Source organism: Phaeodactylibacter sp., assembly GCF_022763345.1.
Classification (GTDB): domain Bacteria; phylum Bacteroidota; class Bacteroidia; order Chitinophagales; family Saprospiraceae; genus Phaeodactylibacter.
This window is the reverse complement of record NZ_JALEGS010000050.1, coordinates 59,388-85,874: the sequence shown is the minus strand read 5'-3', so window position 1 is coordinate 85,874 and position 26,487 is coordinate 59,388. Positions and strand designations below refer to the sequence as shown.

At 51.8% G+C, this 26,487-nt stretch carries 15 protein-coding genes; 9 read left to right on the top strand and 6 right to left on the bottom strand.

The window, feature by feature from the left end; translation table 11 throughout:
• Positions 1 to 132: 132 nt before the first annotated feature.
• Positions 133 to 2,895, top strand: coding sequence for a phosphoenolpyruvate carboxylase (locus tag MRY86_RS14030; RefSeq protein ID WP_293567059.1), 2,763 nt, complete (start codon positions 133 to 135; stop codon positions 2,893 to 2,895).
• A 64-nt stretch (positions 2,896 to 2,959) separates the two neighbouring features.
• Here the strand turns inward: MRY86_RS14030 and MRY86_RS14025 are convergent, their stop codons facing one another.
• The gene (locus MRY86_RS14025) at positions 2,960 to 5,200 is read right to left on the bottom strand and encodes an OmpA family protein (RefSeq protein WP_293571565.1); all 2,241 of its coding nucleotides are present in this window, start codon (positions 5,198 to 5,200) and stop codon (positions 2,960 to 2,962) included.
• Positions 5,201 to 5,433: 233 nt separating this feature from the next.
• On the opposite strand from MRY86_RS14025, the gene MRY86_RS14020 reads away from it, so the two are divergent.
• Positions 5,434 to 6,240 carry an MOSC N-terminal beta barrel domain-containing protein gene (locus MRY86_RS14020; RefSeq protein ID WP_293566681.1) on the top strand — a complete coding sequence of 269 codons (807 nt, stop codon included), beginning with the start codon at positions 5,434 to 5,436 and terminating at the stop codon, positions 6,238 to 6,240.
• Here MRY86_RS14020 and MRY86_RS14015 read toward each other — a convergent pair.
• The gene (locus MRY86_RS14015; RefSeq protein WP_293566680.1) at positions 6,230 to 7,312 is read right to left on the bottom strand and encodes a hypothetical protein; all 1,083 of its coding nucleotides are present in this window, start codon (positions 7,310 to 7,312) and stop codon (positions 6,230 to 6,232) included. The two genes, MRY86_RS14020 and MRY86_RS14015, sit on opposite strands and share 11 nt — an antisense overlap.
• Positions 7,313 to 7,503: 191 nt before the next feature.
• On the opposite strand from MRY86_RS14015, the gene MRY86_RS14010 reads away from it, so the two are divergent.
• The 3 genes from MRY86_RS14010 (at position 7,504) to MRY86_RS14000 (ending at position 12,204) form a co-directional block, all read left to right on the top strand.
• Positions 7,504 to 8,652 (top strand): alkaline phosphatase, encoded by a 1,149-nt coding sequence (locus tag MRY86_RS14010; protein WP_293566679.1) that lies wholly within the window; start codon positions 7,504 to 7,506, stop codon positions 8,650 to 8,652.
• Positions 8,653 to 8,682: 30 nt separating this feature from the next.
• Positions 8,683 to 11,805: a glycosyl hydrolase gene (locus MRY86_RS14005; protein WP_293566678.1), complete on the top strand. Its 3,123-nt coding sequence runs from the start codon at positions 8,683 to 8,685 to the stop codon at positions 11,803 to 11,805.
• Positions 11,806 to 11,949: 144 nt separating this feature from the next.
• Positions 11,950 to 12,204, top strand: a complete 255-nt coding sequence (locus tag MRY86_RS14000) for a DNA-binding protein (RefSeq protein WP_293566677.1) — start codon at positions 11,950 to 11,952, stop codon at positions 12,202 to 12,204.
• A 100-nt stretch (positions 12,205 to 12,304) separates the two neighbouring features.
• Here the strand turns inward: MRY86_RS14000 and MRY86_RS13995 are convergent, their stop codons facing one another.
• On the bottom strand, positions 12,305 to 12,832 hold the full coding sequence (locus MRY86_RS13995; RefSeq protein WP_293566676.1) for a flavin reductase family protein: 528 nt from the start codon (positions 12,830 to 12,832) through the stop codon (positions 12,305 to 12,307).
• Positions 12,833 to 13,143: 311 nt separating this feature from the next.
• Between MRY86_RS13995 and icd the strand changes: the two genes are divergently transcribed.
• Positions 13,144 to 14,409 (top strand): NADP-dependent isocitrate dehydrogenase, encoded by a 1,266-nt coding sequence (gene icd / locus MRY86_RS13990; protein WP_293566675.1) that lies wholly within the window; start codon positions 13,144 to 13,146, stop codon positions 14,407 to 14,409.
• Positions 14,410 to 14,755: 346 nt separating this feature from the next.
• Here icd and MRY86_RS13985 read toward each other — a convergent pair whose 3' ends face one another.
• Both MRY86_RS13985 and MRY86_RS13980 read right to left on the bottom strand, forming a co-directional pair.
• A complete protein-coding gene (locus tag MRY86_RS13985) occupies positions 14,756 to 16,618 on the bottom strand; it encodes a T9SS type A sorting domain-containing protein (protein ID WP_293566674.1) in 1,863 nt (620 codons plus the stop codon).
• Between the two features lie 262 nt (positions 16,619 to 16,880).
• Positions 16,881 to 17,231 carry an iron-sulfur cluster assembly accessory protein gene (locus tag MRY86_RS13980; RefSeq protein WP_293566673.1) on the bottom strand — a complete coding sequence of 117 codons (351 nt, stop codon included), beginning with the start codon at positions 17,229 to 17,231 and terminating at the stop codon, positions 16,881 to 16,883.
• A gap of 278 nt (positions 17,232 to 17,509) precedes the next feature.
• Here MRY86_RS13980 and MRY86_RS13975 point away from each other — a divergent pair, with 278 nt between their 5' ends.
• Both MRY86_RS13975 and MRY86_RS13970 read left to right on the top strand, forming a co-directional pair.
• A complete protein-coding gene (locus MRY86_RS13975) occupies positions 17,510 to 18,031 on the top strand; it encodes a hypothetical protein (protein WP_293566672.1) in 522 nt (173 codons plus the stop codon).
• Positions 18,032 to 18,285: 254 nt separating this feature from the next.
• The gene (locus MRY86_RS13970; RefSeq protein ID WP_293566671.1) at positions 18,286 to 18,516 is read left to right on the top strand and encodes a hypothetical protein; all 231 of its coding nucleotides are present in this window, start codon (positions 18,286 to 18,288) and stop codon (positions 18,514 to 18,516) included.
• A gap of 21 nt (positions 18,517 to 18,537) precedes the next feature.
• Here MRY86_RS13970 and MRY86_RS13965 read toward each other — a convergent pair whose 3' ends face one another.
• Positions 18,538 to 21,828, bottom strand: coding sequence for an AAA family ATPase (locus MRY86_RS13965; RefSeq protein WP_293566670.1), 3,291 nt, complete (start codon positions 21,826 to 21,828; stop codon positions 18,538 to 18,540).
• 272 nt (positions 21,829 to 22,100) lie between these two features.
• Between MRY86_RS13965 and MRY86_RS13960 the strand changes: the two genes are divergently transcribed.
• Positions 22,101 to 26,300 (top strand): DUF4397 domain-containing protein, encoded by a 4,200-nt coding sequence (locus tag MRY86_RS13960; protein ID WP_293566669.1) that lies wholly within the window; start codon positions 22,101 to 22,103, stop codon positions 26,298 to 26,300.
• Positions 26,301 to 26,487 lie beyond the last annotated feature (187 nt).

The following is a 26,487-nucleotide window of genomic DNA, read 5'->3' as shown; positions in this document are numbered from 1 at the left end:
TATTGACCCGGCTGTGCTTACCAGTTGTAAAAACCGAATAGCTGGTCTATCTATTGTGGTAGGAATTCTTTGATCTCAGAGTAAGAATCAGGATATTTGGGAAAACTAGAAAACAAACAAAACAGCGAAAATATGGAGACCCTCCTGGCTAACGCCCAACAGCATTTCAAAAAGACCTATCAGGACTTGCAGCACTTATTGCAGCTTTTGCAGGATGTGCTCAAGGAGAGTGGGGAAGCCCAGCTCGCAGAGCAGATTCCGTGGATTGGTCAGGCGGGCGTGCCGGATGAACTGACCACCCGTCACCTGCAATTGTACTCCCTGGTTTTTCAATTAATGAGCATGGCGGAGATCAATACCGCTGTTCAGCACCGGCGCCGGGCGGAAGACGAATCCGGAGATCCGGAGCCCGGGCTTTGGGTGGAAGCTTTCCGCCGCCTGCAGGAGGCCGGTGTCTCAAAGGAGGAAGCCCTCAGAGCCTTACGGCAAATTTCGGTGGAGCCGGTGTTGACCGCTCACCCCACAGAAGCGAAGCGGACTACTGTATTGGAGCACCACCGGGAGCTTTACCTCTTGCTGGTACAGCGCGAAAACCAGATGTACAACACCCGGGAGCGGGAAGAGCTGAATCTGGAAATCAAAGAGAACTTGTACCGACTCTGGAAAACAGGCGAAATTTATTTGGAAAAGCCGGATGTGACCTCCGAGCTCCGAAATGTGATGCACTACCTGTTGGAAGTTTTCCCGGATTTGATTCAGATACTGGACCGCAGGCTGGAAAAGGCGGGCGAGTCCTTCGGGATTGCCCCAGGCACACTAGCCCGGGCTCACGCCTACCCGAAAATCTCCTTTGGGGACTGGGTGGGCGGTGACCGCGACGGGCACCCTCTGGTCACTGCCGATGTGACGCAGCACACCTTGCTGCGCCTTCGCCTGAATGCCTTCGTGGCCATACGCCGCAAACTGGCGCGCCTGGTCCGTCATTTGAGCTTTGCCTGTCAGATCGAAGAGCTAATTCCCGAGGCACAGGAGCGCATCCGGGAAATGGTGGAAGAGTTAGGGGAAAAAACCGGTGAGGAAGCCCTGGACCGCAATAAGGGGGAGGCCTTTCGGCAAATGGCCAACCTTATGCTGGTGAAGCTGCCGGTGGATACGCAGCGGGGCCATGCCGTTCAGCTGTCCGAACGCCCGGGTTGTTATTTTCACAGTGAAGACCTGGTGAAAGACCTGACGATGCTTCAGCGGGCTTTGGATGCCCACGGTGCCACCACAGTCGCATACCGGGAAGTGGTGGTCGTAAAGCGGGTGGTGGAAACCCTTGGCTTTCACCTGGCAGCATTAGACATTCGTCAGAACAGTGCTTTTCATGATCACGCAGTGTCTCAGTTCCTCAAAGCCGCATTAGTCCCGGATACGGATTTTGGCAGCTGGTCAGAACAAAAGCGCCTGGAGTTCCTCAGCCGGGAACTGGAGTCCGCCCGGCCCTTTACCCATCCTGATGCCGAACTGGAAGACAATGCCCGTGCAGTAGCGGAATGTTATCGTACCCTAAAGTCGCATACCGAAAAATATGGCATCAACTGCCTGGGGTCATTTATTGTCAGCATGACCCGTTCAGTCTCTGATTTGCTGGTGGTCTACTTGCTTGCCCGGGAAGCCGGGCTGACGGAAATGACGGAGGAAGGCCTGGTTTGTACAGTGCCGGTAGTGCCCCTGCTGGAAACCGTAGATGACCTGGAGCGGGGACCGGAAATCCTGCGCAATTTTCTGGAACACCCTTTCACAACCCGCTCTATGCGTTACCTCATGAAGACCCGGCATTGGGAAAAACCCCGTCAGCAAGTCATGGTGGGCTACAGCGACAGCAATAAAGACGGGGGGATTATGGCAAGTCAGTGGTACCTGTACAAAGCGCAGCAGCGGCTTTCCCGTGCCGGAGCGGAAATGGGAGTGGATGTCCTGTTTTTTCATGGCAAAGGCGGATCTATCAGCCGAGGGTCAGGTCCAACCGCCGCTTTCCTTAATGCCTTACCCTGTGGTACGCTGAACAGCCGCATACGGCTTACCGAACAGGGAGAGACCATTGCCCAGAAGTATGCCTACAAACTCAACGCCGCCTATAACCTGGAGTTACTGGTAGCCGGCACCTTTGCCCGTACGGTACTGGACCGGCAGGAACCCTGTGAGGGGCATCCAATGGAAGCCATCCTGGAGCGCCTGGCACAGGACAGCCGGGAGCACTATGCGGCTTTGCTTCATACCGATGGTTTTATCCCTTTCTTCCGGCAGGCCACTCCGATCGATGCCATCGAATCCAGTAAAATCGGCTCCCGTCCGGCTAAGCGGACCGGGGCGAGCACGCTGGCAGATTTGCGGGCCATCCCCTGGGTGTTTGCATGGGGGCAGTCGCGTTACCATATGACGAGCTGGTACGGGCTGGGTACTGCCCTGCAGTCCCTGGAAAAGGAAAAACCAGAAGCTTACACGGCATTAAAAGGACAATGCGGGGAAGAACCTTTCCTCAAATATGTCCTGCAAAATGTAGACAACAGCGTTGGGGAAGTGGACGAAAGCATCATGGCAGCCTATGCGGCATTGGTGGAGGATGAGTCGATACGCGAACGTTTCCTCAAAATGTTCCGGGAGGAGCTGTCGCTGGTCCGGCAGCAACTGGATCAACTGCTGGGTGGCGATTACGAATCCCGTCACCCCCGCCGTGCCAGTTCTAATGAGATGCGCTCGGTTGTGCTTCAACCACTCCACCGCCATCAGATTGCCTTACTGGAGCGCTGGCGGGCGGAAAAAGCCAGGGGCGCTAAGCAGGCCGCGCACACGCAAATGGAGTTGATGCTGACGATCAATGCTATTGCTGGTGCTATTGGCACCACCGGCTAATCATCAGACCCGGAATCCAAAGGTATGCTTTGAACTTAGCTGGCTTTCGGATTCCGGGTTCTTATCATTGCCGGATGATTCTGAATTCTGTGCGCCGGTTTTCCTGGTGCATCCATTCCGGGCAGTCTACACCATCAGAGCAATCATTGGTCAGCAAAGCCTCCCCGTAACCAACAGGGATCAGGCGTGCCCGGTCAATACCTTCGCTCGTCAGGTACCGGACAATGGCATTGGCCCGGCGCTGACTGAGTTCTTCGTTGGTCACCGCATTGCCATTCGCATCGGTGTGAGAAGAGATTTCGACTACCAGACTGGGGTTTTTAAGCAGCAGGTCACGGAGTTTGAGCAATTCACTGACTGAACCCGGTTGAACGCTTGAACGGCCGACATCGTAGTAGACATTGAGTTTGTAAGCCAAGGCAGTAGAGGTATCTCTGCTGCTCGGGCGGCTAGGCTCAAAATTTTCGAACAAGTCTGCTTTGGTTTTTCCCGCTTCCTGATCATCCGGGCTTTCAGCGAAGGTCATAGAGTCAGCAGGGGAGGAGACCGGCATGGCATTGCTCCGAGGCTGCAAAAACAGATTGATATACTGCTCCCGGTTGGGGCCAGTGGCGCAGACAGACTGTTGCGTGATATGCTCGTAGCCTTCTAGGATGGCAGTAATATTGTAGCAGCATTCATTTTGCAATTCCAAGGTGAACCGCCCTTGCCCATTCGCATATACAAGATCAGAAGAAGCACAAGCGCCATCTGACTCCAGTTTAATTTTTACGCCTTCCAGTGGCCGGCCGGAAGTCCGGTCAAATACTACGCCTTTAAGGGATTGCGGTATATCTGGTTGTAGAGCGATGGCGAGGAACAAGGTGTCGGCACCGTTTGGTACATCGTCCGGGCAAATATCGACCGATTTCGGGAAAAAGCCTTCCTGCCATCCGGTAAGGGTGGTGCAGGATGGGACCCGGAGCACGATTCGGCCATTTGCGTTGGTTTGCAAGGTGTCACTATTTTGGGTGTCGATTAACGCGGCATGTGGTACAGGCATGCCATTGGTAAGATCAAGGACATCAATCGCGGCAATCCGGCCACTACGCCGGAAAAAGTAGATATCGTCGCCCCCGGCTCCACCCTGCCGGTTGGAGGTGAAGTAGCCACTTTCAGTTGCGTCCATCATGGCAAGCCCAAAGTCATCGGCTGCCGAATTGAATGGCGCGCCCAGGTTTTCCGGGCGCTGCCAGGTGCCGTCCTTGCCTTCGCGGGTCACAAATAAATCCAACATGCCTAAGCCCAGCAAGCCGTTAGAAGAAAAGTACAAGTCACCGGTGGGGCTGACATAGGGGTACAGTTCATCACCAGGAGTGTTGATAACCGGTCCGAGATTGATCGGGCGGCCCCAGGCTCCATTGATACGCACACTGACGTAGATATCGATCCCCCCGTATCCGCCGGGCATGTCGGATGCAAAAAACAACCGGTCTCCTTCCGGGCTGAGGGCAGGGAAGGCGACAGCGTATTCGTCACTACAGAAAGTCAGCGGGTAAAGGGCGCTCCAGGTCCCCTGTGGCAGCAGGCGCCCGGTCCGAATCTCTAGCTTTTTGCGCGCCTGGCTCTCGGGGCGGGTGCGGGTAAAAAAGATCTCATCCCCGCTTGCATTGAAGGTAGCCGGGCCCTCGTGCAGGTTTTGCGGGGTTTCAACATCAAAAGGTTTAGGCGTTCCATAAACCATGGTATCCGCTGCGGTAAGGCTAACCTGGTATAAATGAGCCAGGTACTGCCCCTCCAGCTGATAGCGGTCGCTTGTAAATACCAGCCCGCTGCGGTAAAGGACAGGCGAAAAATCGTTGCTGGGCGCATTGAAAGGGAGGTGGACTACCTCTACCTGGCCTTTTGACTTGTTTTTGAGCGATTGATATTTATCGCAAGCGTTGAGCAGGTCAGGTTTGCGGGGGTCAAAGGGGCGTTGTTCCAGGTAGATGTTGAACCACCTGATAGCCGTCTCACATTTACCGCTGTGCAATAGCGCATAGCCATACTTGAGCTGGTGTACCGGTTGGCATTCTTCCATGGGCATCACCAATGCGAACCAATTTGCTGCCGAGTGGTAGTCTCCTATGCCGTAGTAAGCTTCTGCCAGGTTGATTTTCGCATGAGGTACATCCTGCCGCTGCAGCACCTGATGGTAAAGGGGGATGGCGGCTTCCAGCTTGCCTTCAGAGAAATAGGAATCTGCTTTGCTTAGGCGGGAACTCTGCCCCTGCATGGAAGGCAGGGATAGTAAAAACACCGCAATGAGGGGCCAAAATTTCATAGCAATTGTGTTAAATCGGTTGTTGTCCAGGCATACGAAAATTAAAGCATGCCCATGTGTCCTAAAACCTTTTCCGGCCCAGACGCTTATCTGAAAGCAGCGGAAAAGATTATCTTGTCCGGGTTAGATAGCTGGATTTACAATGGTAGTTCAGGATTGTAAATCATTAAATCCAAACAATTGTACGAATTCTTCTACATTTGGTTGCAAAAACAAAGGGTGAATAAGAGCGTATGAAACAAATTAGTGGAATTTATATATACCCCGTTAAAAGCCTGGGAGGGGTTCAGCTCAGCGAATCTGCCGTTGGCCCGCACGGGCTGGCTTATGACCGTCAGTGGATGGTTGTTGATATGAAGGGCATGTTTGTCACTCAGCGCAAAGTCCCGAAGATGGCTTTGATACAGCCAGTTTTGCAGGAGGGGCGGTTAGTACTGGCGCACCGCCGGGACCCAGAGGATTTTGTAGCGACTCCACTAAGTGGACCGGAGCAAGCCATTGATGTTTCTGTTCAGGTTTGGGAAGACACTGTTAATGCGAAGCTTTGCAAGGAAGCAGTAAATGAGTGGCTAAGTGATCAGCTGGGGACTTTTTGCCGGTTGGTTTACCTGCCGCTGCCCAATGCCCGACCGCTTGCTGAAAAATACGGCCGCCCCGGGGAGGCGACCCTTTTCGCGGACAGCTGCCCCTTGCTCATCACCGGTGAAGCCGCCTTGCAGGACCTGAACAGCCATCTTGCAACTCCTGTGGCTATGGACCGGTTCCGGCCCAACCTGGTTTTCACCGGGGGCACCGCATTTGAAGAAGATGATTGGTCATCCTTCACCATTTCAGATGTGCCCTTCAGGGGTATTCGTAAATGCACCCGGTGCAAGGTGATCAATACAGACCAAACCACTGCAACTGTATATCAGGAACCCCTGGCAACACTGGCTACGTACCGCCGTGATGCACAGGGGGTGAATTTTGGGCTGCATGCTACTTTAAGGGAAGGGCAGGGCGCCGCACTAATCCGGCTTGGAGACCAGGTTACCGCCTAACCTCATTCGTGCCTTTGCCTTCTTCATGGTCCCGGAGCGCTTGCTTATGGAGCGTTTCGCGCAGCGGGGAGCCACTTAGGATGTTTTCCGCTTCCTTATAAAAAGTATCGAGGTATCGAAGCACTTCTGCACGGCTCTGCCGGTCAAGCAGTTTGAAATTGTCGATCTCTTTTTCCATTTCCATGCGTTTGAACAGGAAATGCTGCAGCGTGGAGGACAGCATCGCGCTGTCTACCTTATTACCCAGGAAAACTCTTTGCTTCACGGATACAAGCCCGTAGTCTGAGTTGGGAATCGCATAAGAGGGATCAACAAAACCTGCAAAATCGAAATCATAAGGCACCGGAATAACGCCCGTGCCAGTGTAGGGACGGACCATTTTGACGTTGCGCATCATCCCCGTGTTGTAGTCTGCATTGCCAATCATGTACTGAAAAACAGACATGATGTGCTCTTCCTTTAGGGCGAGCTCATTGGCGGGGACATTGATACACTCTTCGCATTCCTTACCGCCGGCACGGTGCGCCATCTCATCCGTATCTTCAAGGATAAACCCGTAGCGCCTGATTTTGCTAATCCGGTTTTTACTATCGATATAGTCAATCCGGACCAACTGTACCCGGTAGCTTTTATCGGAAATGATGTTATAGAGGCGGTAGGCCAGATATTCCCGTGCAACGTTCTCTCTGGATGCAAACTTGTCATCCATACAATGTGTGACGAGCTTAAGCTTGTCATACTCCGCGATATAGCCACGCTCCATTAGCCGGTCTTTGGAAAAGTTGAGCTTAATAGGCGGGAAATCGCATACATTCCGGCGGAATTTGCCACGGGGCTTGAGCTTCATGTCATGCTGCTCCAATCTGCCCTGCGCATTCTCAAAAGAGAAAATGGCATGCTGGTAATCATCCTTTTTCCGGTTATCTATAAGGTAAGAGAGGTCTGTCTCAATGGTGACCTCTAATATTTCCGATGAATACAGGGCATCAAAAATAGTTTGCTTATCTTGAGCAAAACCCAATGTGCTGAGCCCTATTATCGCCATTAAAGTGGACAAAAGCCGATTTATCATAGTTCATTTTCGGTTGAGTGAAAAAATGGCGTTCTGTTTTCTAAATTAACAGGGCAAAGCTACAGTGGTTCCAAATAAAATTCCACTTTTGCCCGATTAATTCTATGTTAACAGAATAATCGATCGCTTGATTTGATCAATTGATGTATAATTTGATTAAGGTCGGGAAAGGGACTATGGATTGACAAAGTATGAAGAAACGACAAAATATTAATTTTGCGCCTATCTATTACTTAGGGCTGTGGTTAGCCCTTTTTACCCTGTTGGAGTCCTGCCGGGTGCAACAATTACCCCCACCGGAGAATGCCACTGCCCGAAATATCATTTTTTTAATTGGCGATGGTATGGGGCTGGGTCACATCTCAGCTGCTTTATACGCTAATGATAACAGCCTGAACCTCGAACAGTTCACCCACATCGGCTTTCAAAAAACTTATTCTGCTAACGATTTGATTACGGATTCTGCTGCCGGTGCAACGGCTTTTGCCTGCGGTGTGAAAACCTATAACGGCGCGATCGGCCTGACCGTAGATTCTGCAGCTTGTGAAACGATTTTAGAAGAGTTGCAGGAGCAAGGCTATGCAACGGGTCTTATCGCCACCGCTACGATTGTGCACGCCACACCAGCTGCTTTTGCTGCCCATCAGCCCATCCGGGTGTTTTATGAAGAAATTGCCGAAGACCTTGCTGCTTCTGGTATCGATTACCTGGTCGGGGGAGGAAAGCGCTACTTCGACCGGCGCGAAAAAGACGAACGGGACCTGATCCGGGAAATGGAGGGCAAGAACTACTATGTGACCAATTATCTGGAGCATGAGTTGAAAGACCTGGTGCCCAGCCCGATGAGCCGGTTTTGTTATTTTGCAGCGGATAAGCACCCCCTGACCAAAGCCGCCGGGCGGGACTATCTCCCAAGAGCCATATCCATGGGCGTCAGTTACCTGGGGAGGCGCAGCAGTGCAGGGTTCTTTCTAATGGCAGAGGGCTCCATGATAGACTGGGGAGGCCATTCCAATGATGGCGGGCTGGTCATCGAAGAAACCAAAGATTTTGACCGGGCAGTGAAGGAAGCTCTGAATTTCGCAAGGCGTGATGGGGAAACCCTGGTCATCGTCACCGCAGACCACGAATCCGGCGGCATGGCGCTTAATCCTGGGTCCTCTTTTGAGTCGGTAAATGCAAGCTTCACCACCAATGGCCATACTGCTGCTATGGTGCCGGTTTTTGCCTACGGTCCTGGTGCGGAACTTTTCGAGGGCATTTATGAAAATACGGAAATCTATTATAAAATGAGACAAGCGTTGGGCTTACCGGAAAAGACGGTAGCCGCGAGCAAATAATTTGTACTACTGCACCCTAATTCATTGACCATGAACTTTTTAAAGAAACTTCTTCTTCTGGCAGCCCTCCTGCTGTCGGCATTCACTCCTGAGCTTTGGGCTCAATCCTCCTCAGATTTCGCCCCCGCCCTTTACGAGGGGCTGGAATGGCGCAATATCGGACCGTTTCGGGGCGGGCGGAGCTGCGCCGTGACGGGCGTGCCCGGTCAGCCCAATCTGTTTTACTTTGGAAGCACCGGCGGCGGCGTCTGGAAGACCAAAGACGGAGGGCAGACCTGGGCGAATATTTCCGATGGTTACTTTGGCGGCTCCGTTGGCGCGGTGGCGGTCAGCACTTACGATCCTAACGTGATTTACGTGGGTGGAGGAGAAAAGACGGTGCGCGGTAATGTTTCCTTTGGCTACGGCATTTGGAAAAGCGTGGACGGCGGCAAAACCTGGGAACAAAAAGGGCTCGAAAAATCGCGCCACATTGGGCGTATCCGCATACATCCCCGCAATCCGGATATTGCCTACGCGGCAGTGATGGGCGACTTGTTCAAAAGCGCAGAGGACCGGGGCGTATACCGTACCATTGATGGTGGGGATACCTGGGAGCGTGTCCTTTTTGCTAATGCGGATGCCGGGGCGGTAGACCTTTTACTTGACCCTGCCAATCCACGGGTGGTTTATGCGTCTACCTGGCGTATCCGGCGCACCCCCTACAGCCTGGAGAGCGGTGGCGAAGGCTCTGCCCTTTGGAAAAGTACAGACAGTGGCACAACTTGGGAAAACCTTTCCGAAAAGGAAGGCTTCCCGGAAGGGCCGCTGGGCATTATTGGCATTGCGGTGTCACCAGTGAATGCAGAAAGAGTGTGGGCACTGGTGGAAGCAAAAGATGGGGGCGTGTTGCGCTCGGAAGACGGAGGGGAAACCTGGTCGCGCATCAACGACAGCCGCTCGCTGCGGCAGCGGGCCTGGTATTATACGCGCATCTATGCGGACCCACAGGATGAGGACGTGGTGTATGTAATGAACGTCCGCTACCATAAATCCAAAGATGGCGGGCGCACTTTTAAAGCCTATGCTGCACCTCATGGCGACCACCATGATTTATGGATTGCTCCTGAAGACCCCGACCGCATGATTATTGGCGATGATGGTGGGGCGCAGGTGACTTTTGACGGGGGCGAAAACTGGACAACCTACCACAATCAACCTGCCGCACAGTTTTACCGGGTCACTACGGATAATGACTTCCCCTATCGTATCTATGCCGCACAACAGGACAATTCGACCATACGGATCCGCCACCGTACAGACGGCAGCAGCATAGGGGAGTCGGACTGGGAATCTACAGCCGGTGGAGAGAGTGCCCATATTGCGGTGGACCCTACCGATAACGAAATCGTATTTGGCGGCAGCTACGGCGGCTACCTGACCATGAAGAACCACCGAACTGGTGAGCGCCGGGCGGTCAATGTCTGGCCGGATAATCCGATGGGGTATGGTGCAGAAGGTATGAAGTACCGGTTTCAATGGAACTTCCCATTGTTTTTCTCGCCTCATAATCCGGATAAACTATATGCAGCTTCCAACCACCTGCACGTCAGTACCAATGGCGGGCAAAGCTGGGAAGTGATCAGTCCGGACCTGACCCGCAACGATTCCACCAAGCTGGGGCCGTCAGGAGGGCCCATTACCAAAGACAACACAGGTGTCGAATACTATTGTACCATTTTTGCTGCTACCGAATCACCCTACGAAAGGGGGCTCATCTGGACCGGATCAGACGATGGGCTGGTGCACCTGTCCCGAGATGGCGGACAAAACTGGGACAACATCACCCCAAAGGATTTCCCGGAATGGCTTATGGTCAACAGTATCGACCCCGATCCCTTCAACCCCGGAGCTGCCTTTATAGCCGGCACCCGTTACAAGCTGGGCGATTATCAGCCTTACCTGTACCACGTAACGGATTATGGCGCTAACTGGCGGCTCATGGTAGACGGCATTGCAGAGGAGCACTTCACCCGGGTTGTCCGGGCAGATCCGGACCGAAAGGGGTTACTATATGCCGGGACCGAAAGCGGCATGTACCTTTCTTTTGATAATGGCGGTTCCTGGGCGCGCTTTCAGCTCAACCTGCCAATTGTGCCCATTACGGACCTCGCTGTAAAGGAGCAGAATCTAATTGCTGCCACACAGGGCCGCAGCCTTTGGATGATCGATGACCTGACGCCCCTGCACCAGCTTACGCCTGAGATGGATACAACTACAGTTCATCTTTTTGAGCCTATTGAAAGCTACCTGATGGATGGCGGGCAGCGCAAAAACCTAAAAACGGCCGGTACCAATCACCCCGGAGGCGTAATGGTGCACTTCTTCCTTCCGGAAAGGGTAGTAGCCGATTCTCAAACGGTGGCTCTGGCTTTTTATGAGGAGTCGGGTAAGCATATTCGCACTTTTTCAACGGATGCCAAAGAAAAAGAAGACCAACTGGAGGTGGAAGCCGGTGCCAACACATTCAACTGGAATTTGCGCTACCCCAAAGCAAAAGAGGTGGAGGGCATGATTCTTTGGTGGGCAGGATTGAGTGGCCCGGAAGCGGTGCCTGGTTACTATACCGTCCGGCTGATGACGCATCAGGATACCCTGGAGCAGCCCTGGCAGTTGAAAAAAGATCCACGCATTTCTTCCACCGTCAGTGATCTGCAGGCCCGCTTTGATTTCATGCAATCGGTCAATGAAAAAGTCTCTGAGGCCCATCAGGCGATCACGGATATCCGGGAAGTGCGCAAGCAAATGCAGCCGTTTATGCAGCGCTGGAAAGGGCAGGAGGAATATAAGAGCCTGCTTATGGAGGCAGAAGCCATAGATTCTGTAATGACAGAAGTAGAGACGGCTCTATACCAAACCAAAAACCGGAGCCGGCAGGACCCGTTAAACTTCCCCATAAAGCTGACTAACAAGCTGGCACATATCAATGCACTGGTTGGTTCGGGTGACTTCCCACCTACTGATCAGGACCGGGAAGTAAAGGAAACGCTAACCCGGCAGATCGATGAGCAGTTGGACCGGTTTTACGCCTTGAAAAAGGAGGCAATTCCTGCTTTCAATAAAGCGGTAAAGGCCCGGGCTGTAGACGTTATCCTGCTGAAGGAAAGCGATTAAGGGTTTTGTTCATTCTTTTTGTTTGGTCCGGGGATGTATTGCCAAAATAAAAAGGTGTGAAATCTTGAGTTTTAAGTTGGTTTGTTTGGATAGAATTTGTACATTTCTAAGGCAAATTCGATTCTTTCACAAAATGACAGAGCCATGCATATAACGTATGATGAGCTGCGGGAGATCAAGCACCGTCTCCCAACCGGAAGCGTAAAAAGGATTGCCACCGAATTGGGGCTCCAGGAACAAACGGTCCGGAATTACTTTGGTGCAAAGAAATTTGAGAATGGGGATATTGTTGATGCCCACATTCAACCTGGCCCGAATGGCGGGATTGTCAACCTTGAAAGTACTGCCATCCTTGATGCCGCAAGGCGTATCCTTGGAGAGGAAGAAGTGTTGAGTTAGATAGAACTGGAGATTATAGCATTGCAAAACAACGAAAGCGCCTCTATCCGCAACAGGGTAGGGGCGCTTTTAATTTTACGAGTCAAAGGTGATCAGCTCTTCAGGCGGGAAAGCCACCGTAGTGCTTGCCCGTCTCCCATTCGTGCAGCGGCAGGTGTTCAGGTTGCCGCAAGTCGCTATTCACCACTTTACCGATGAAAAGTACGTGGTCACCATCCGTTTTCACCTGTTCAGCAAGTTCACATTCCAGGTAGCCGATGCCGCGGTCAAGTATGGGGGCTTCCGTTGCAGTTCCATTGAGAAAGTCATAGCCATTGATGGTTTGATCCTTTCGGATAACACTGTCTTTTGCGAAATCGTCTACAAGTGCTTTATCATCTTTGCCCAAGATATTTAGGGCGAAGGACCCGGCTTTGGGAATGGTTTCGTTCAGGTCGGAATCCTTGGCTACAGCGATCGTGACCATTGGAGGCTCAAAGCTGCTCTGCATGGCCCAACTGATGGTCCCCGCTGCAATATAATCGCGGTCACGGGTAGATAATTCCTGCCGGTCTGCCCGGGTAGTGACAACGTGAAAGCCATAAGTGATTTTTTCCAGCACATCTTCTTTTGCGCGTATGGTATCCATAAATTTTTCATTTTGATTACATCTTGTTAACGGAAGTAACCAAATCCGTGTTCGATTTGGCACACTGTCCTTGGTCAGCCCCTTAAATTCCAAGCTTTTGCCTGTTTCTGACCGTCAGAACTACCTGTTTTTTTGTATTTAATTTTTACCTTTGGACCGCTAAAAAAGCCTCAGGGCTTCTCGAAAAATAAAATACACAACTTGTTTTGTGCAACGTTGGGGCGAAAGCTTTTTGAAAGTAGTGTATTTTATTTTTGTCCCACTACTTAGGGAATTACAGTCACCAACTAATAAAAACTGAATAATAGAATATGAGCGGATCAAAAATCACCATTGAAAATGGAAAACTAAACGTACCTAACGATCCCATCCTGCCTTTCATCGAAGGAGATGGCATCGGTCCTGATATTTGGGCGGCTTCTGAGCGCGTACTGGACGCAGCTGTTGAGAAAGCTTACGGGGGCGAACGCAAAATCCACTGGAAGGAAGTGCTGGCTGGTCAGAAAGCGTTTGACCAAACCGGCGAATGGCTGCCTCAGGATACCCTGGACGCCATCAAAGAATACCTCGTGGCCATCAAAGGCCCGCTGACGACTCCGGTAGGTGGTGGTATCCGCTCCCTGAACGTGGCCCTGCGGCAGAAGCTGGACCTGTTTGCCTGTGTACGCCCGGTGCGTTGGTTCACTGGCGTGCCATCTCCGGTAAAAAACCCTGGCGCGATTGACATGGTCATCTTCCGGGAAAATACCGAAGATATCTACGCCGGTATTGAATACCTCAACGGTACGCCGGAAGCAGAGAAAGTCAAGAAGTTCCTTATGGAAGAGATGGGCGTGACACAGATTCGCTTCCCGGATTCTGTTTCTCTGGGGGTCAAGCCAGTTTCAGTAGAAGGTACAGAACGCCTGGTCCGTGCCGCGATTGACTACGCGCTGGATCAGAAGCTGCCTTCCGTAACCCTCGTGCACAAAGGCAACATCATGAAGTTTACCGAAGGTAAATTCAAAGACTGGGGTTACGAAATGGCAGAGCGGGAGTACGGCGACAAGGTCTTCACCTGGGCTCAGTATGACCGCATCGTTGCGGAGCAAGGCAAAGACGCGGCTAACAAGGCTCAAAAAGAAGCCCTTGACAAAGGGGCACTGCTCATCAAGGACTCCATCGCGGATGCCTTCCTGCAGCAAATCCTGACCCGCCCGGCGGAATATTCAGTCATTGCAACCCTTAATCTCAATGGCGACTACGTTTCTGATGCCCTTGCCGCACAGGTAGGTGGTATCGGGATTGCGCCAGGTGCGAATATCAATTATACTACGGGCCGTGCGATCTTCGAAGCGACCCACGGTACCGCGCCAAAGTACGCTGGCCTTGACAAAGTCAACCCAAGCTCGGTTATCCTTTCCGGCGAAATGATGCTACGCTACATGGGCTGGAACGAAGCTGCTGACCTCGTTGTGAAAGGCGTTGAAGGCGCCATCGCAGGCAAGCGCGTAACTTATGACTTTGAGCGTTTGATGGAAGGGGCGACCCTGCTGAAGTGTTCTGAGTTTGGTACAGAGATTATTGAGAATATGTAATTTGAGCTCCTGCGCCTGATGCAGGCAGCTGAAAACAGATACGGGCGGTGCTTTTCAGAAGAAAGGTGCCGCCCTTGTTTTTATCAGTCCGTCTTCGTTTGCCCCGGTCCAAAATCGCCACCTGAGTAAATCGGTGTCTTTTTTTCCTCTCCGGCTGGGAAAACCTTTCTTGTGTCCGAGCCAGGTATTGACTGTGAAGCCGCGAATTGAAAGGCGATCCCCGAGTTTCCAGCTCGGGTCTGAATGGTATGATTGCTGCCATGAGGCACTATTCAAACTAAAAAAGCGCTACCCCGGAATTGCTCCGGAGCAGCGCTTTCTTAATTCTGTGATAAGAACAACGCGCTTAGCGTACCACGTTGAACTTCATCGTCTTCGTACCCTGCTCCGTGCTCAGGCGTACCAGGTAAGTACCTGCAGCCAGTTTGCTGGTTGGGATTTGTACCGTTTCGTTGGTCAGGCCATCTTCGTACTCAAAGAGGTTGATGACGCGGCCGTCGAGGTCCGCAACGACCAGCATAGCCGGAGAGTTGCCATCCAGATCAAAACGTACATTCAGCTGATCATTTACAGCGACTGGGTTCGGGAAGATGTTCATGGAAGCTTCGGGCAGTTCGATGTCATCATTAGTCGTTGCCAGGGCAATACGCATCCGTACTACCGAAGTTGTTTCGGGGCCAAAGCCACCGAGGAACCACTCAGAAGTACGCACGACAGTTGCGATCTGGAAGTACATGAAGTCATCGTTGGTACCAGAGAATACATCCGTAGACTGATCTGCCCATTCAGACACAACGATATAGCGGGCACCAGGCTCAAGTGGAATGGGGTTGCCATCGAGGTCCGTCAGTGGTGCTGAGATGAGCTCGCCTTCTTCATCATCTTCGAAAGTGTGGAAGCTAAAGCCAATTTGAAGCAAATCTTCAGTATCAATGCTAGTATCGAAGTTATCGAAGTTAGCATCTACGTTATCTGCAACCTTGTACAGGAATAGGGTCGTGTTTTCTCCGCCCATAGGCCCATCTGCTGCATTCTTGGTACCGCCGAAGAAAACCTCACTAGTCACAAACTGCTCAGTGGCGATAGAACTCATCTGGTAGAGGTTGCCCATCTGGTAATCGGCCTGATTGCCAGGGCGGGTACCGCTTTCGAGTGCAGGCTCTTTAGCGAAAAGGTTAGAAGAAACCCGGAAGTTGTCCTGCTTGCTGTTGTTGAGCGGGTTGAAGTCCTCAGTGTCTTGTGCATACACATCGTACCGCACCACATATTCACCGAGTGTCAGATCTTCTGGTATGAAAGAGTTTGGCAATTGAAGGGTAGAATCCCGGTAGAAAGGAGGGAATTCTGCAACGACCAGGCTGTCTTCCCACACCAGTTCTGTTTGCGTGTCTGTAACGCGCTCCAGGATGCTGGCTTTTACAACCACATTGTTGACGATCTCCTTACCAAAGTTGCTGATGTCCACCTCGAAACCAAAGGTGTCTGTTGCAATTTGGGAAACTGGCGTGGAGAAGCTGGCTGGTGGGTAGAAAAAGTCGCCCATCTCCAGCTCCTGGTCCATCGGCGTGATGACCTGAATGTCATCAATCAGCCAGTAGTAATAACGGCCATTCCAGGTGAAACGGATTTGCACATGAGGCTGCCCTCCCGCTACTTCGCTGATATTTACTAGTTCCAGGTCGGTTGCTCCACTGCTACCATTGCCAGTTACTTCCGGATTAATAGGGAAGTCCACCCAAGTATTGCCGGTATCCACGGATACTTCCAGGATGGTAGAAACGGCATTTGCATTAGCCCGAGCAGACTGATTGAATGCCAGGTACAAAGTGTCAAAGCCGACACAGCTGAAGGGTGGAGAAGTCAGGCTGCCAGAGTGCGTACCTGGGAATGGCCCTTGGCCCACGCCAACACCTCCGCCATCGTACACATCGGAATTGTACATGGCTGCACCATTGGATACGGTAGGGGACTGAATGGTCCCTCCTGCGCCCCAAAACAAGGCATCCAGCTCTTCGCCATCAACCATTGCAGCTTCTGCTGTGCCATCCGCAGACCACTGCCAGATTGCACCCTCAGGGTTGCCTGGGCTAATGGTCCAGGTATCGGGAATGCCACCATCAAAATCTTCCTGGAATAAAGTGTCAGACTGTGCTGTGCCACTAAAAGCAACTAGGCATAGCGCCAGCAAAGGGAGTAGTGATTTTTTCATAAATAGTTGATCGATTAATATTGAATTGAAAAGATTCGTTCTTACGCTTGGTGGTGGGGTTGTGTGTGGGGTAGTCTCTCAGCGACGCAGATGGACGCTGTTGGTTATAAATGAAAGACGATACCAGAAGGCATATAGTTGCCAAACTGCTCCGGAAGATAAAGGATTGTCATCCGGAAGCACTTTTTTGTTTTTTTGGCGGTAAAATTAGGATAATTAGCTTCTGATTCAGTTGTCGTAGCTTCCTCCCAGGGATGAATGGTTATGCAGAAAAGGAAGTGCCGCAGCCACAGGTATCTGTTGCGTTGGGATTGTTAAAGGAGAAGCCTCGGTTGTTTAGCCCTTCTTCCCAGTCGATTTCCATTCCAAGGAGGTAAATTCCATGGGCTTTTTCCATTAGGATTTTAATGCCGGACACCTCATATACCTGATCGTTCTCTTTGGGTAGGTCAAAGCCAAGTTTGTAGGAAAAGCCGGAGCAGCCTCCGCCTTTGACGCCTACGCGCAGCCCATGGTCTTCAGAGATGTTCTGATCTTTTTTGATTTGGTTAAGCGCTTTGATAGCGCCTTCGGTCAACGCAATGGGTGCCTGCTTTACTTTAACATCGCTCATATCGGGATAAGCTATTTTAAGTTAATGGTTAATCTGCGCAGCAAATCTAAGTGCTACGCGATAATTTACCAAACGTAACAACCAGGTGTCAGGTTTGGTTTGAAAACAGTTTGCCCTTAATTTTTCCAGGCGCCGGGGTAGGGTTTCCAGGCAACCAGGATAATTCCTGTGCGTTTTTTCGAATAAGGTCCTTAGTTTTGCAGCCCGGCCAGTTGGCTTGCTAATCAAAATGGCAGGCAGTCGGAGACTATCCTGAATACTCAATATAAATTGAACCTATGGAAATCCTCTTGGAGATCATCAAGCTCACTATACCCGGACTGCTGACGTTTCTGGCAGCCTATTTTGTGCTAAAAACCTATATGGAAAACCAGCAAAAGCTCCAGCATCTCAAAATACAGCAGGAACAACAGAAATCTTCCCTTCCCCTCCGTTTGCAGGCTTATGAGCGCTTGTCCCTTTTCTGTGAGCGAATTTCCCTGCCCAACTTATTGCTGCGGGTCCGCAAGCCGGGCATGTCCAATGGTGAACTTCGGGTGTCCTTGCTGTTGGCGGTTCAGCAGGAGTATGAGCACAATATCACCCAGCAGGTCTACGTCTCCTCCCAACTCTGGGAAATCATCAAGTTCGCCCGGGATGAGTCCGTTAATGCCATTTCCATTATCGCGGAGAAAACAGATACTAAATCTGATGCGAAGGAACTGGCCGGCATGTTGTTCAATTACGTCAATCAGCAGGAAGTCATGGCTGTGGAAAAAGCCCTGCTTGCCATTAAAAAGGAAGCCGCAACCCGATTGTAGCGCCTGTTTTGTTTAAGCTATAACCCATTGGTATTCAACAAAACAGAAAAAACATCAAATCCCTTTGAAGGAATTTTTATTTCTGATGAATTGATCATATATTGATGGTATATTTGAAAATAGATCATCCTTTAGCTTCCCTGCATTAGCTATAAACAAACAAAAACATTGGGAACCTCACTGATGAATCCATTTTTCGTATTTCACAGATTAGTTTAACAACGCCTCAGCTGCCATAATTAAACCCATCAATTATGGATGCATCTAACCAAACTCAACTGTTGCTTTGCGCACTCAGGCACTTTGGAATTGCCGTGGAGCAGCGTAAAGACAAAGAATTCCTGTTACCCGGGAAGGTTCGAATTACGATTGAGCCCGATGGTGCTTTTCAACTTCACCGGAATAGTCAGCCTCTTGGCCGTTTTTCTGACGTGGTCCGCTTGTGCACCACCGTGCAGGAAAAAGCGATGCTGAAAAATCAATAGTTCTCCCGCTCATTCTGCGTTCTACAGGGGGTAAAGTGCCTTGCGCAACTGAGCCGGCACGCCCGCATAGACCAGCAATAAAAACTCTTCAGCCGTAATATCTGCCGCATTTGCAAAACCTGACCGCAGATCTGTGATTGTATACGTGGCATCATACAGCCGGATAACCCGGTGCGCAGACTCCGGATCCTGACGCCCATTTAAAGTCACTCTGATAGGAATGGGGGTGCGGTTGGCGGTGTAGAACAGGTGGATGCCAGACTCTCCTTCCAACAAAGCTCTCAGCCCGTAACCTTCAATTTCAATATCATTGCCATCATCCTGGGTGGGGGAAAGGTCCAGCAATTGAAGTAGCTTTTCATAAAGGTTCAATAAGAAATCAACCTCGGTTTGCCCCATCCCGATAATGCAGGACTGCACATTCAGCCGGAGTTTGCCGGGAGGCTTGATGAGTACTGCGCGCTGTTGCATTTGCAGGATGGCAACGGTCAAAAAGTGGTTGAGGAACTCGGTGCGCAGGCTGTCAAACTGCACGTTGGCGTATTGGTAAGCGTCACTGATCTCGCGTATGCCTTCCTGTTGAAAGAGTTTGTCCTTAAAATTTTCCCGTATGCCTTTAGTCGACCAGTCGCTGCGGGGCACCATGTTCACCGCTTTCAGGCGGAGCGGAATTGCGGGGCCGATCTTGTAGTAACGGTCCCGGAACGCCAGGCTGATGTTATTTATGGCTTCCTTCGCTTCAACCACCTTCGACTTAAAGTGGTGGTACTCCCAGTCGAGCTGCCCGGCCGATTGCCCGTCGATGTAGACAATCGGGCCATCTTCCTGGTTCGCGGCTTCGTAGGCTTCGAGTTCCTCCAGCATCAGGTCGAGGGTGCGAATCAGCCGACGGTAAAACCCCCTGCCTTTGGTTTCTTCCGGCAACGCTGGCATCCATTCCTCCTCGAGTGGCTCAACAAACGCTAGCGGTGTAATCTTTGGGTGGAGCTGCCCGTCCTTTAGGATGATATCCATCAGGATGGGGTGGTCGGAATGGGTGTTGATCAGCTGTTCGGCCGAAAGCGCTGTAAGGTCGCGTTCAATTTGCCGTTTTAGCGCCCGCCCGCCCATGCGTGGGTCGAAGCCCCGCTGGGACACCCATTCCAGTGCATCCTGACTGATGTTGAGGATGGTGGCCCGGCGCACGAATCCATCCCGTTTCAGGAGTTCCTTGATCTGAATCCGGGCGATGCCAAGGATATGTTCCGGCCTGAGCGGGTTGAAAACGATCGTATGATCAATGCGGTTGATGAACTCCGGCCGAAACTGTTGCTCCATGGCCCGCCGGTAGGCATGTGCCTGAGACTGGTCCGAGTGGGTGAACCCCAGCTGCGTGCCGGCTTCCCGCGCCCCGACATTAGAGGTCATGATGATGATCGTATTCGTAAAGTCAATCGTCCGCCCGAGGCTATCGGTCAGCCGGCCATCATCGAGCAATTGGAGGAGCAGGTCTCGTACCAGGGGATGGGCTTTCTCAATCTCATCGAGCAGTACGATGCTGAACGGACGGTAGCGCACTGCACCGGTCAGTTGCCCCTCCGGATTGTAATAGTCGCCGATCAGGCGCTGAAGGCTGCTGCTGTCGATGTATTCATTCATGTCGAACCGCAACAACTGCTTTTCGCTGCCCATCAGGTAGTTGCAGAGGACTTTCGCTGCCTGTGTTTTTCCTACGCCCGTAGGCCCGATGAACAAAAACGAGGACAAAGGGCGCCTGGGGTGGTTGAGTTTGGCTTTTACCAGGTGGACAACATCAGCCAGGGCGCGCACCGCTTCCGGCTGCCCAACGAGCTGTTGCCCCAGCGTTCCCTGAATGGCTTCCGGATTTAAGGGTTCGGCAGCATCAAATATATGCTCCTGCAGGCCACTGAAGTTGCGGAATTCCTCCCGTACCTCTGGCGCATCCACAATGCCATACCGGTGCTTGACGGCTAGTTGTTCCAGCAGCCTTATTACACTGCCGGGCAAGGGTTTGTTGCGCAGGTAATTGCGCTGAATGGTGAGCAGTTGCTCTATGGCCTGAATCTTGATTTGATTGTCATTATTTCGCTCCAGTTGCCGCCGTTTTTCAATGATGATTTGAACGGCTTTTTCCATATCGGGCTCCTCTACGCGGACCACCCGGAACAGATTGCTGAAGCGCCGGCCTTTTTCTTGCAGGGTCTTCCATTCCTCAGGCGTTGCGATGAGTATGAGGTGCAGTTGCCGTTTTTCGAGGTAGGGGCGCAGCACATCGCTAAGGGTCATGTCATTCTGTGCCGATTTGCCGATACGAAGCAGCGCGATAGGGTTGTCGATCAGCAATTTATCACTGTCGCCCTTTTTTTCGGCAGGTTGCATGATGAACTCAATGATGGCTTCCAGTCGCTTTTGCCACATGCCTACAATACTCATGCCCGCAATGAGTCGGGTAGGGTCAATATGCCATAGGCGCTGATGCCTTCCTTTTGTCTTTTCGTAGTAGCCGGACTCGTAACGCCATACAGCTTCCTGCACGATGGTATGCTTGCCGACCCCATCCGGCCCGACAATGGCGATAGGTGTTTGTGCCGGTTGGTACATGAGTTGGTAAAGCTGTTGTACCCGCTCTTCCTGATGGTAGGCCCGGTTGAGTTCGGAGGGGTAAAGCGCATTTAAGTCCTGCCCGGTCTTTTCGGCTTCCACGGCACCATCAAACGAGGTGTCGTCCAGCAAACTGCTGAGAAACCAGTTGTTGGCCGGCGCATCAAAGGAAAAGGGCGTGGCAGCGATATTGACCGTCACGTCTATTTCTGTCAGAAAGTCCTTATCTCCGCAAAAATAGTTCTGAGGGGAAAAATCTTCCTGTTCCTCCTTTTTGATTTGCTTCAACAGTTTTCGAATGACCCGGCGGCAAGCCTGTTCAAACTCTGTATGCGATTTGGCATCCGAGATGTACATGTAGTTGTTCAGGGTAGGCAGAACTACGAAGTTCATCTTCTGTAGGGTGAAAACAGCAACCGGGTACTGCCCGGCGATGAACTGCCGGTCAACGGTGAACTCGTGCCGGAACTGAAAGTACCGAACCTCAGGCCGGAACATCATCCAAAGCAGCTGAAGCGCGTTCTCCCGGTCGAGGCTGAAGCCCTTGAACTGGTTCTTTATCTCCTTTTGGTATTGCACAACGGCGTGCTCGTATCTGCGGTGTGTAGTTAAGGGATAATCCAGGAACAAAGGGCGCAGGCTGTAGTGGCGCTTCCCGTTTAGTTCGAGATCGCTGACCAGAGTAGGGACTTGGAGCTTGACGTTGGCCATGAAATTATTACGAGGTGAAGCGCCAATATAAGCCTTTTACGGAAATGGCTTGGCATCGTTTTGGCTGAAGCCTCAATTCAATTTTGTTGAATGCCACCGGCACTTTAACAATCAGTATGGCCTCGGGCGAGCTGTATTTTGACCGAAATGACAAGCATCTGGCAAAAAGGTAACTTGGCGGCCTATCTTCAATTATCTGCCGAAACATAAAAACAGGCGCTCTGTTGGTTTGGGTGAATGATGATAAATCTCCAACCTTAAAAAAGCAATCCATGAAGAAGTTGTACATGGTGAGCCTTGCACTGCTATTGGCGTGTCTGAGCTTTGCCCAAACTGCTAACGTTCAAATCATCCACAACTCGCCTACGCCGGGTACCGATACCGGCCCTACTGTCGACATTTATGTCAATGACGCGCTATTACCGGAACTTACAGGTGTGCCTTACCGGGCTGCAACCGCTTTCCTCGAAGTACCGGCTGGTGCAGATATTGAGGTTGATGTCGCGGTCTCGCCCAGTAATTCCGCTGATGATGCCATTGCCACGTTCCCGCTGGGGGCGTTGGAAGAGGGCGTCAACTACACGGTAATTGCTACTGGCGTGGTAGGCGATATGGATACGCCCTTCGACCTGGCCGTCAATGCCAACGCCAGAACAGAAGCCGAAATGATGGGCATGGTAGACCTTAATGTATACCATGGTTCCACCAATGCACCCGCTGTAGATGTAGATGCCCGGACTGTCGGCACACTTGTCCCCGGTCTGGAGTATGGTAACTTTACAGACTACCTTTCTGTGGAACCGCAGACCTACTACCTGGATGTCCGTGCCGCCGGCAATCCGGATATCGTGGCGACCTTTGAAGCGGATCTGAGCACCCTCGGCGGAGGTGCTGCCACTGTTTTTGCATCCGGTTTACTGGGTGCCACGCCTGAATTTGGCCTGTTCGCTGCCTTGCCGGATGGGACGGTTCTTGAATTGCCTGCTGCGTCCGTTGCGCGCCTGCAAGTGATCCACAACTCCCCAAGCCCCACTGTAGATATCTACGCGAACGGTGGGCTGCTATTGGACAACTTTGCCTTCCGCACGGCTTCCGAGTTCATCTTCGTAGATGCCGGTGTGGAAATCAACATCGGCGTGGCGCTGGACAACAGCACCTCCGTAGCCGATACCCTGGTGAACTTCCCTGTGACTTTTGAGAATGGAAAAACCTATGTTGTGGCTGCCGATGGTATTGTCGGTGATACCGATTTCCCCTTCACCCTGCATGTGAATGACATGGGGCAGGAAGCTGCCAGTGATGCGGAGTCTGTGGCCTTTGCTACCCTCCATGGCTCGCCGGGTGCGCCCAATGTGGATGTGGATATCCGCACGGTAGGCACGATTGTCGAAGACCTGCCTTACGGTTCTTACACCGGCTATCTGGAAGCCGAGCCGGGGCTGTATTACCTTGATGTACGTGCAGCCGGCAGCCCGGATATTGTAGCGACCTTCGAAGCTGACCTGAGTGGTCTGGGTGGAGGTGCGGCAACAGTGTTTGCTTCTGGCATTTTGGGTGGTGACCCTGCGTTTGGTTTGTTCGCCGCACTGCCGGATGGTAACGTGGTTGAGCTGCCTGCGACAGCTGTTGCGCGCCTGCAGGTGATCCACAACTCCCCAAGCCCTACTGTCGATGTTTATGCGAATGGTGGGCTGCTGCTGGATGACTTTGCGTTCCGTACAGCGTCTGAATTCATCTTTGTAGATGCCGGTGTGGAAATCAATATTGGTGTAGCGCTGGACAACAGCACCTCAGTAGCCGATACCCTGGTGAACTTCCCTGTGACTTTTGAGAATGGAAAGACCTACGTTGTTGCAGCTGATGGTATTGTCGGGGATACTGATTTTCCCTTCACTCTGCATGTGAATGACATGGGGCAGGAAGCCGCCAGCGATACGGAGACTGTGGCGTTTGCCGCACTGCATGGCTCACCGGGTGCGCCGAATGTCGATATAGATATCCGCACGGTAGGTAACATTATCGAGGATTTGCCATATGGTTCCTACACCGGCTACCTAGAAGCCGAGCCCGGCCTGTACTACCTTGATGTACGCGCTGCTGGCAGCCCTGATATTGTTGCGACATTCGAAGCGGACCTGAGTGGTTTGGGCGGAGGCGCTGCTACGGTATTTGCTTCCGGTATTTTGGGCGGTGAACCTGCCTTTGGCCTGTTTGCTGCACTGCCGGATGGTACCGTTGTCGAATTCCCGGCAACTGCCGTGGCACGCGTGCAAATCATTCACAACTCACCGAGCCCAACCGTAGACATTTATGCGAATGGCAGCCTCTTGCTGGACGACTTTGCATTCCAGACGGCTACTCCATTCGAAACCCTGCCAGCCGAGACGATGATCAATATTGGTGTGGCGCTCAGCGACAGTGAATCTGTAGAAGACACACTGGTCAACATCCCGGTTATGTTTGAGAACGGAGAAACCTATGTTGTCTTTGCCAATGGCATCGTTGGTGATGCTGATAATCCTTTCGGCCTTGCAGTCAGCGCCATGGGTCAGGAAGCAAGCACAGACCCTGAAACCCTTCAGGTGATGGCCTTCCATGGTTCCCCTGGTGCACCAGCTGTGGATATTAATGATTCTGGTGATGCTCCTTTCATCACGGGACTGGCTTACGGAGCATTTACCGAAGGCTATCTTGATCTGGCCGGTATTCAGTATTTCCTCGAAGTACGCCCGGCAGGTGCGGATGACCTGGTTGGTACTTTTATTCAGAACCTGACTGGTACGGAAGGGCTCGCTGCTGTTGTCTTTGCCTCAGGTATTGTTGGTGGCGATCCTGGCTTTAACCTGCTGACAGTGCTGCCAAATGGGGAAGTGATTCCATTCACACCAGCGGCTCGTGTACAAATCATCCATAATTCACCGGCGGCAGCTGCTGCAAGTGTAGACCTTTGGGTAAACAATGCCGTGAAAATCGAGGAAGACCTGGACTTCCAAACAGCCACAAGCGCAACGACTTACTACCCGACCCGTACGCCGCTTACGATTGGCGTAGCGCCTGCAGACAGCGATGAGCCTGGTGATATCTTGTTCAATGTAACGGAGCCTGTTGTGTTTGAAGACGGAAAGTTCAACATCATCATCGCCAACGGTATTCCCGGTGATGCAGACAATCCGTTCGAGCTTGTACAAAACACAGAAGGGGTACTGTTTTCAGAAGACCCAGCTCAGGTGGATGTAACCGTATTCCATGGTTCACCGGGTGCACCGGCAGTAGATGTTACGGCACGCGACCTGGGTGCTGAGCTGGTTAGCGATCTGGCTTATGGTAACTTCTCCGGCGTACTGCCAATTGATCCGGAAACTTACTACCTGGAAATCACACCCGGAGACAGCGATGCCCTCGTTGCAACTTTCGAATCAGAAATTCCGGAAGGTCTTGCAGGCTTTGGCGTAACCGTAGTTGCTTCCGGTCTGCTGGGCGATGAGCCGCCTTTCGATCTGATTGCCTTCTCTCCACTGGGAGATGCCGTGCGCTTTACGCCGGTAGCACAAGTGCAGGTGATTCACAACTCTGCTGATCCTACCGTGGATGTCTATGCCAACGGAGATCTGCTACTTAATGATTTTGCCTACCGTACCGCAACGCCATTCGTTGACCTGCCAACCCGTACGGATATTGACCTGGCAGTAGCTGGTGAGAATAGCAACTCTGCGGATGATGCGATTGCGACATTTGAGGATATCCGTTTTAATGATGGTCAAAAGTATGTCGTCATGGCAACCGGCCTGGTTGGCAATGCTGATACACCGTTTGACCTGGCGGTATTCGATATGGCACAAACTGCGGCAGCTGATGAAGGCGTAGACCTGCTGCTGTACCACGGTTCCACCGATGCACCTGATGTTGATGTTACGGTTCAAAGCACTGTTGGCGTACTGTTTGACGATGTGGCCTACGGAGATTATCAGGGCTATGTGAATGTGCCGGCGGCCACTTATCAGCTGAATGTTACGCCTGCTGACGACAACAACACCGCAGTGAAAGCCTACGAGGCAGACCTCACCGGACTGGACGGCGGCGCAGCAACGGTATTTGCGACTGGCTTCCTGGGTGAAGCCGACGGCCCAACGGCATTTGGAGTATGGGTAGCCTTACCTGACGGCACCACTTTCCCACTCGGCGAGCTGACAAGCACAAGGGAAGTGGATGCGGCCTTTGACGAGTTCCTGATTGCACCGAATCCGGTACGCACTCAGGCGACGGTTCAATTCAGCATCAATGAGCCACTGCAGGTGACTGAAGAAATTCGCAGCCTTACCGGACAAGTGGTATATGCCAGCGATTTGGGCACACAGGTAGCGGGTCAGCATAACCGTACTGTAGAGGTGAGTGCACTGCCTGCTGGTATGTACACCTACAATCTGGTCACTCCACTGGGTACAATTACCCGCCGCCTGGTAGTGGTGAAATAGATTGAAAAATTATCTGAAGACTATTTTTTATAGTTGATTGGATTGCGCCCTGTCGGGAATAACGGCAGGGCGCATTTTTGTATACAAAACCGACTTTTTTAGAAAAAATGTACCTTAAGGGGCATTTCAACGTATAGAACTAAATTGAAAATGCGCTATTTGTTTATCTTTAATGACTTTAACCAGT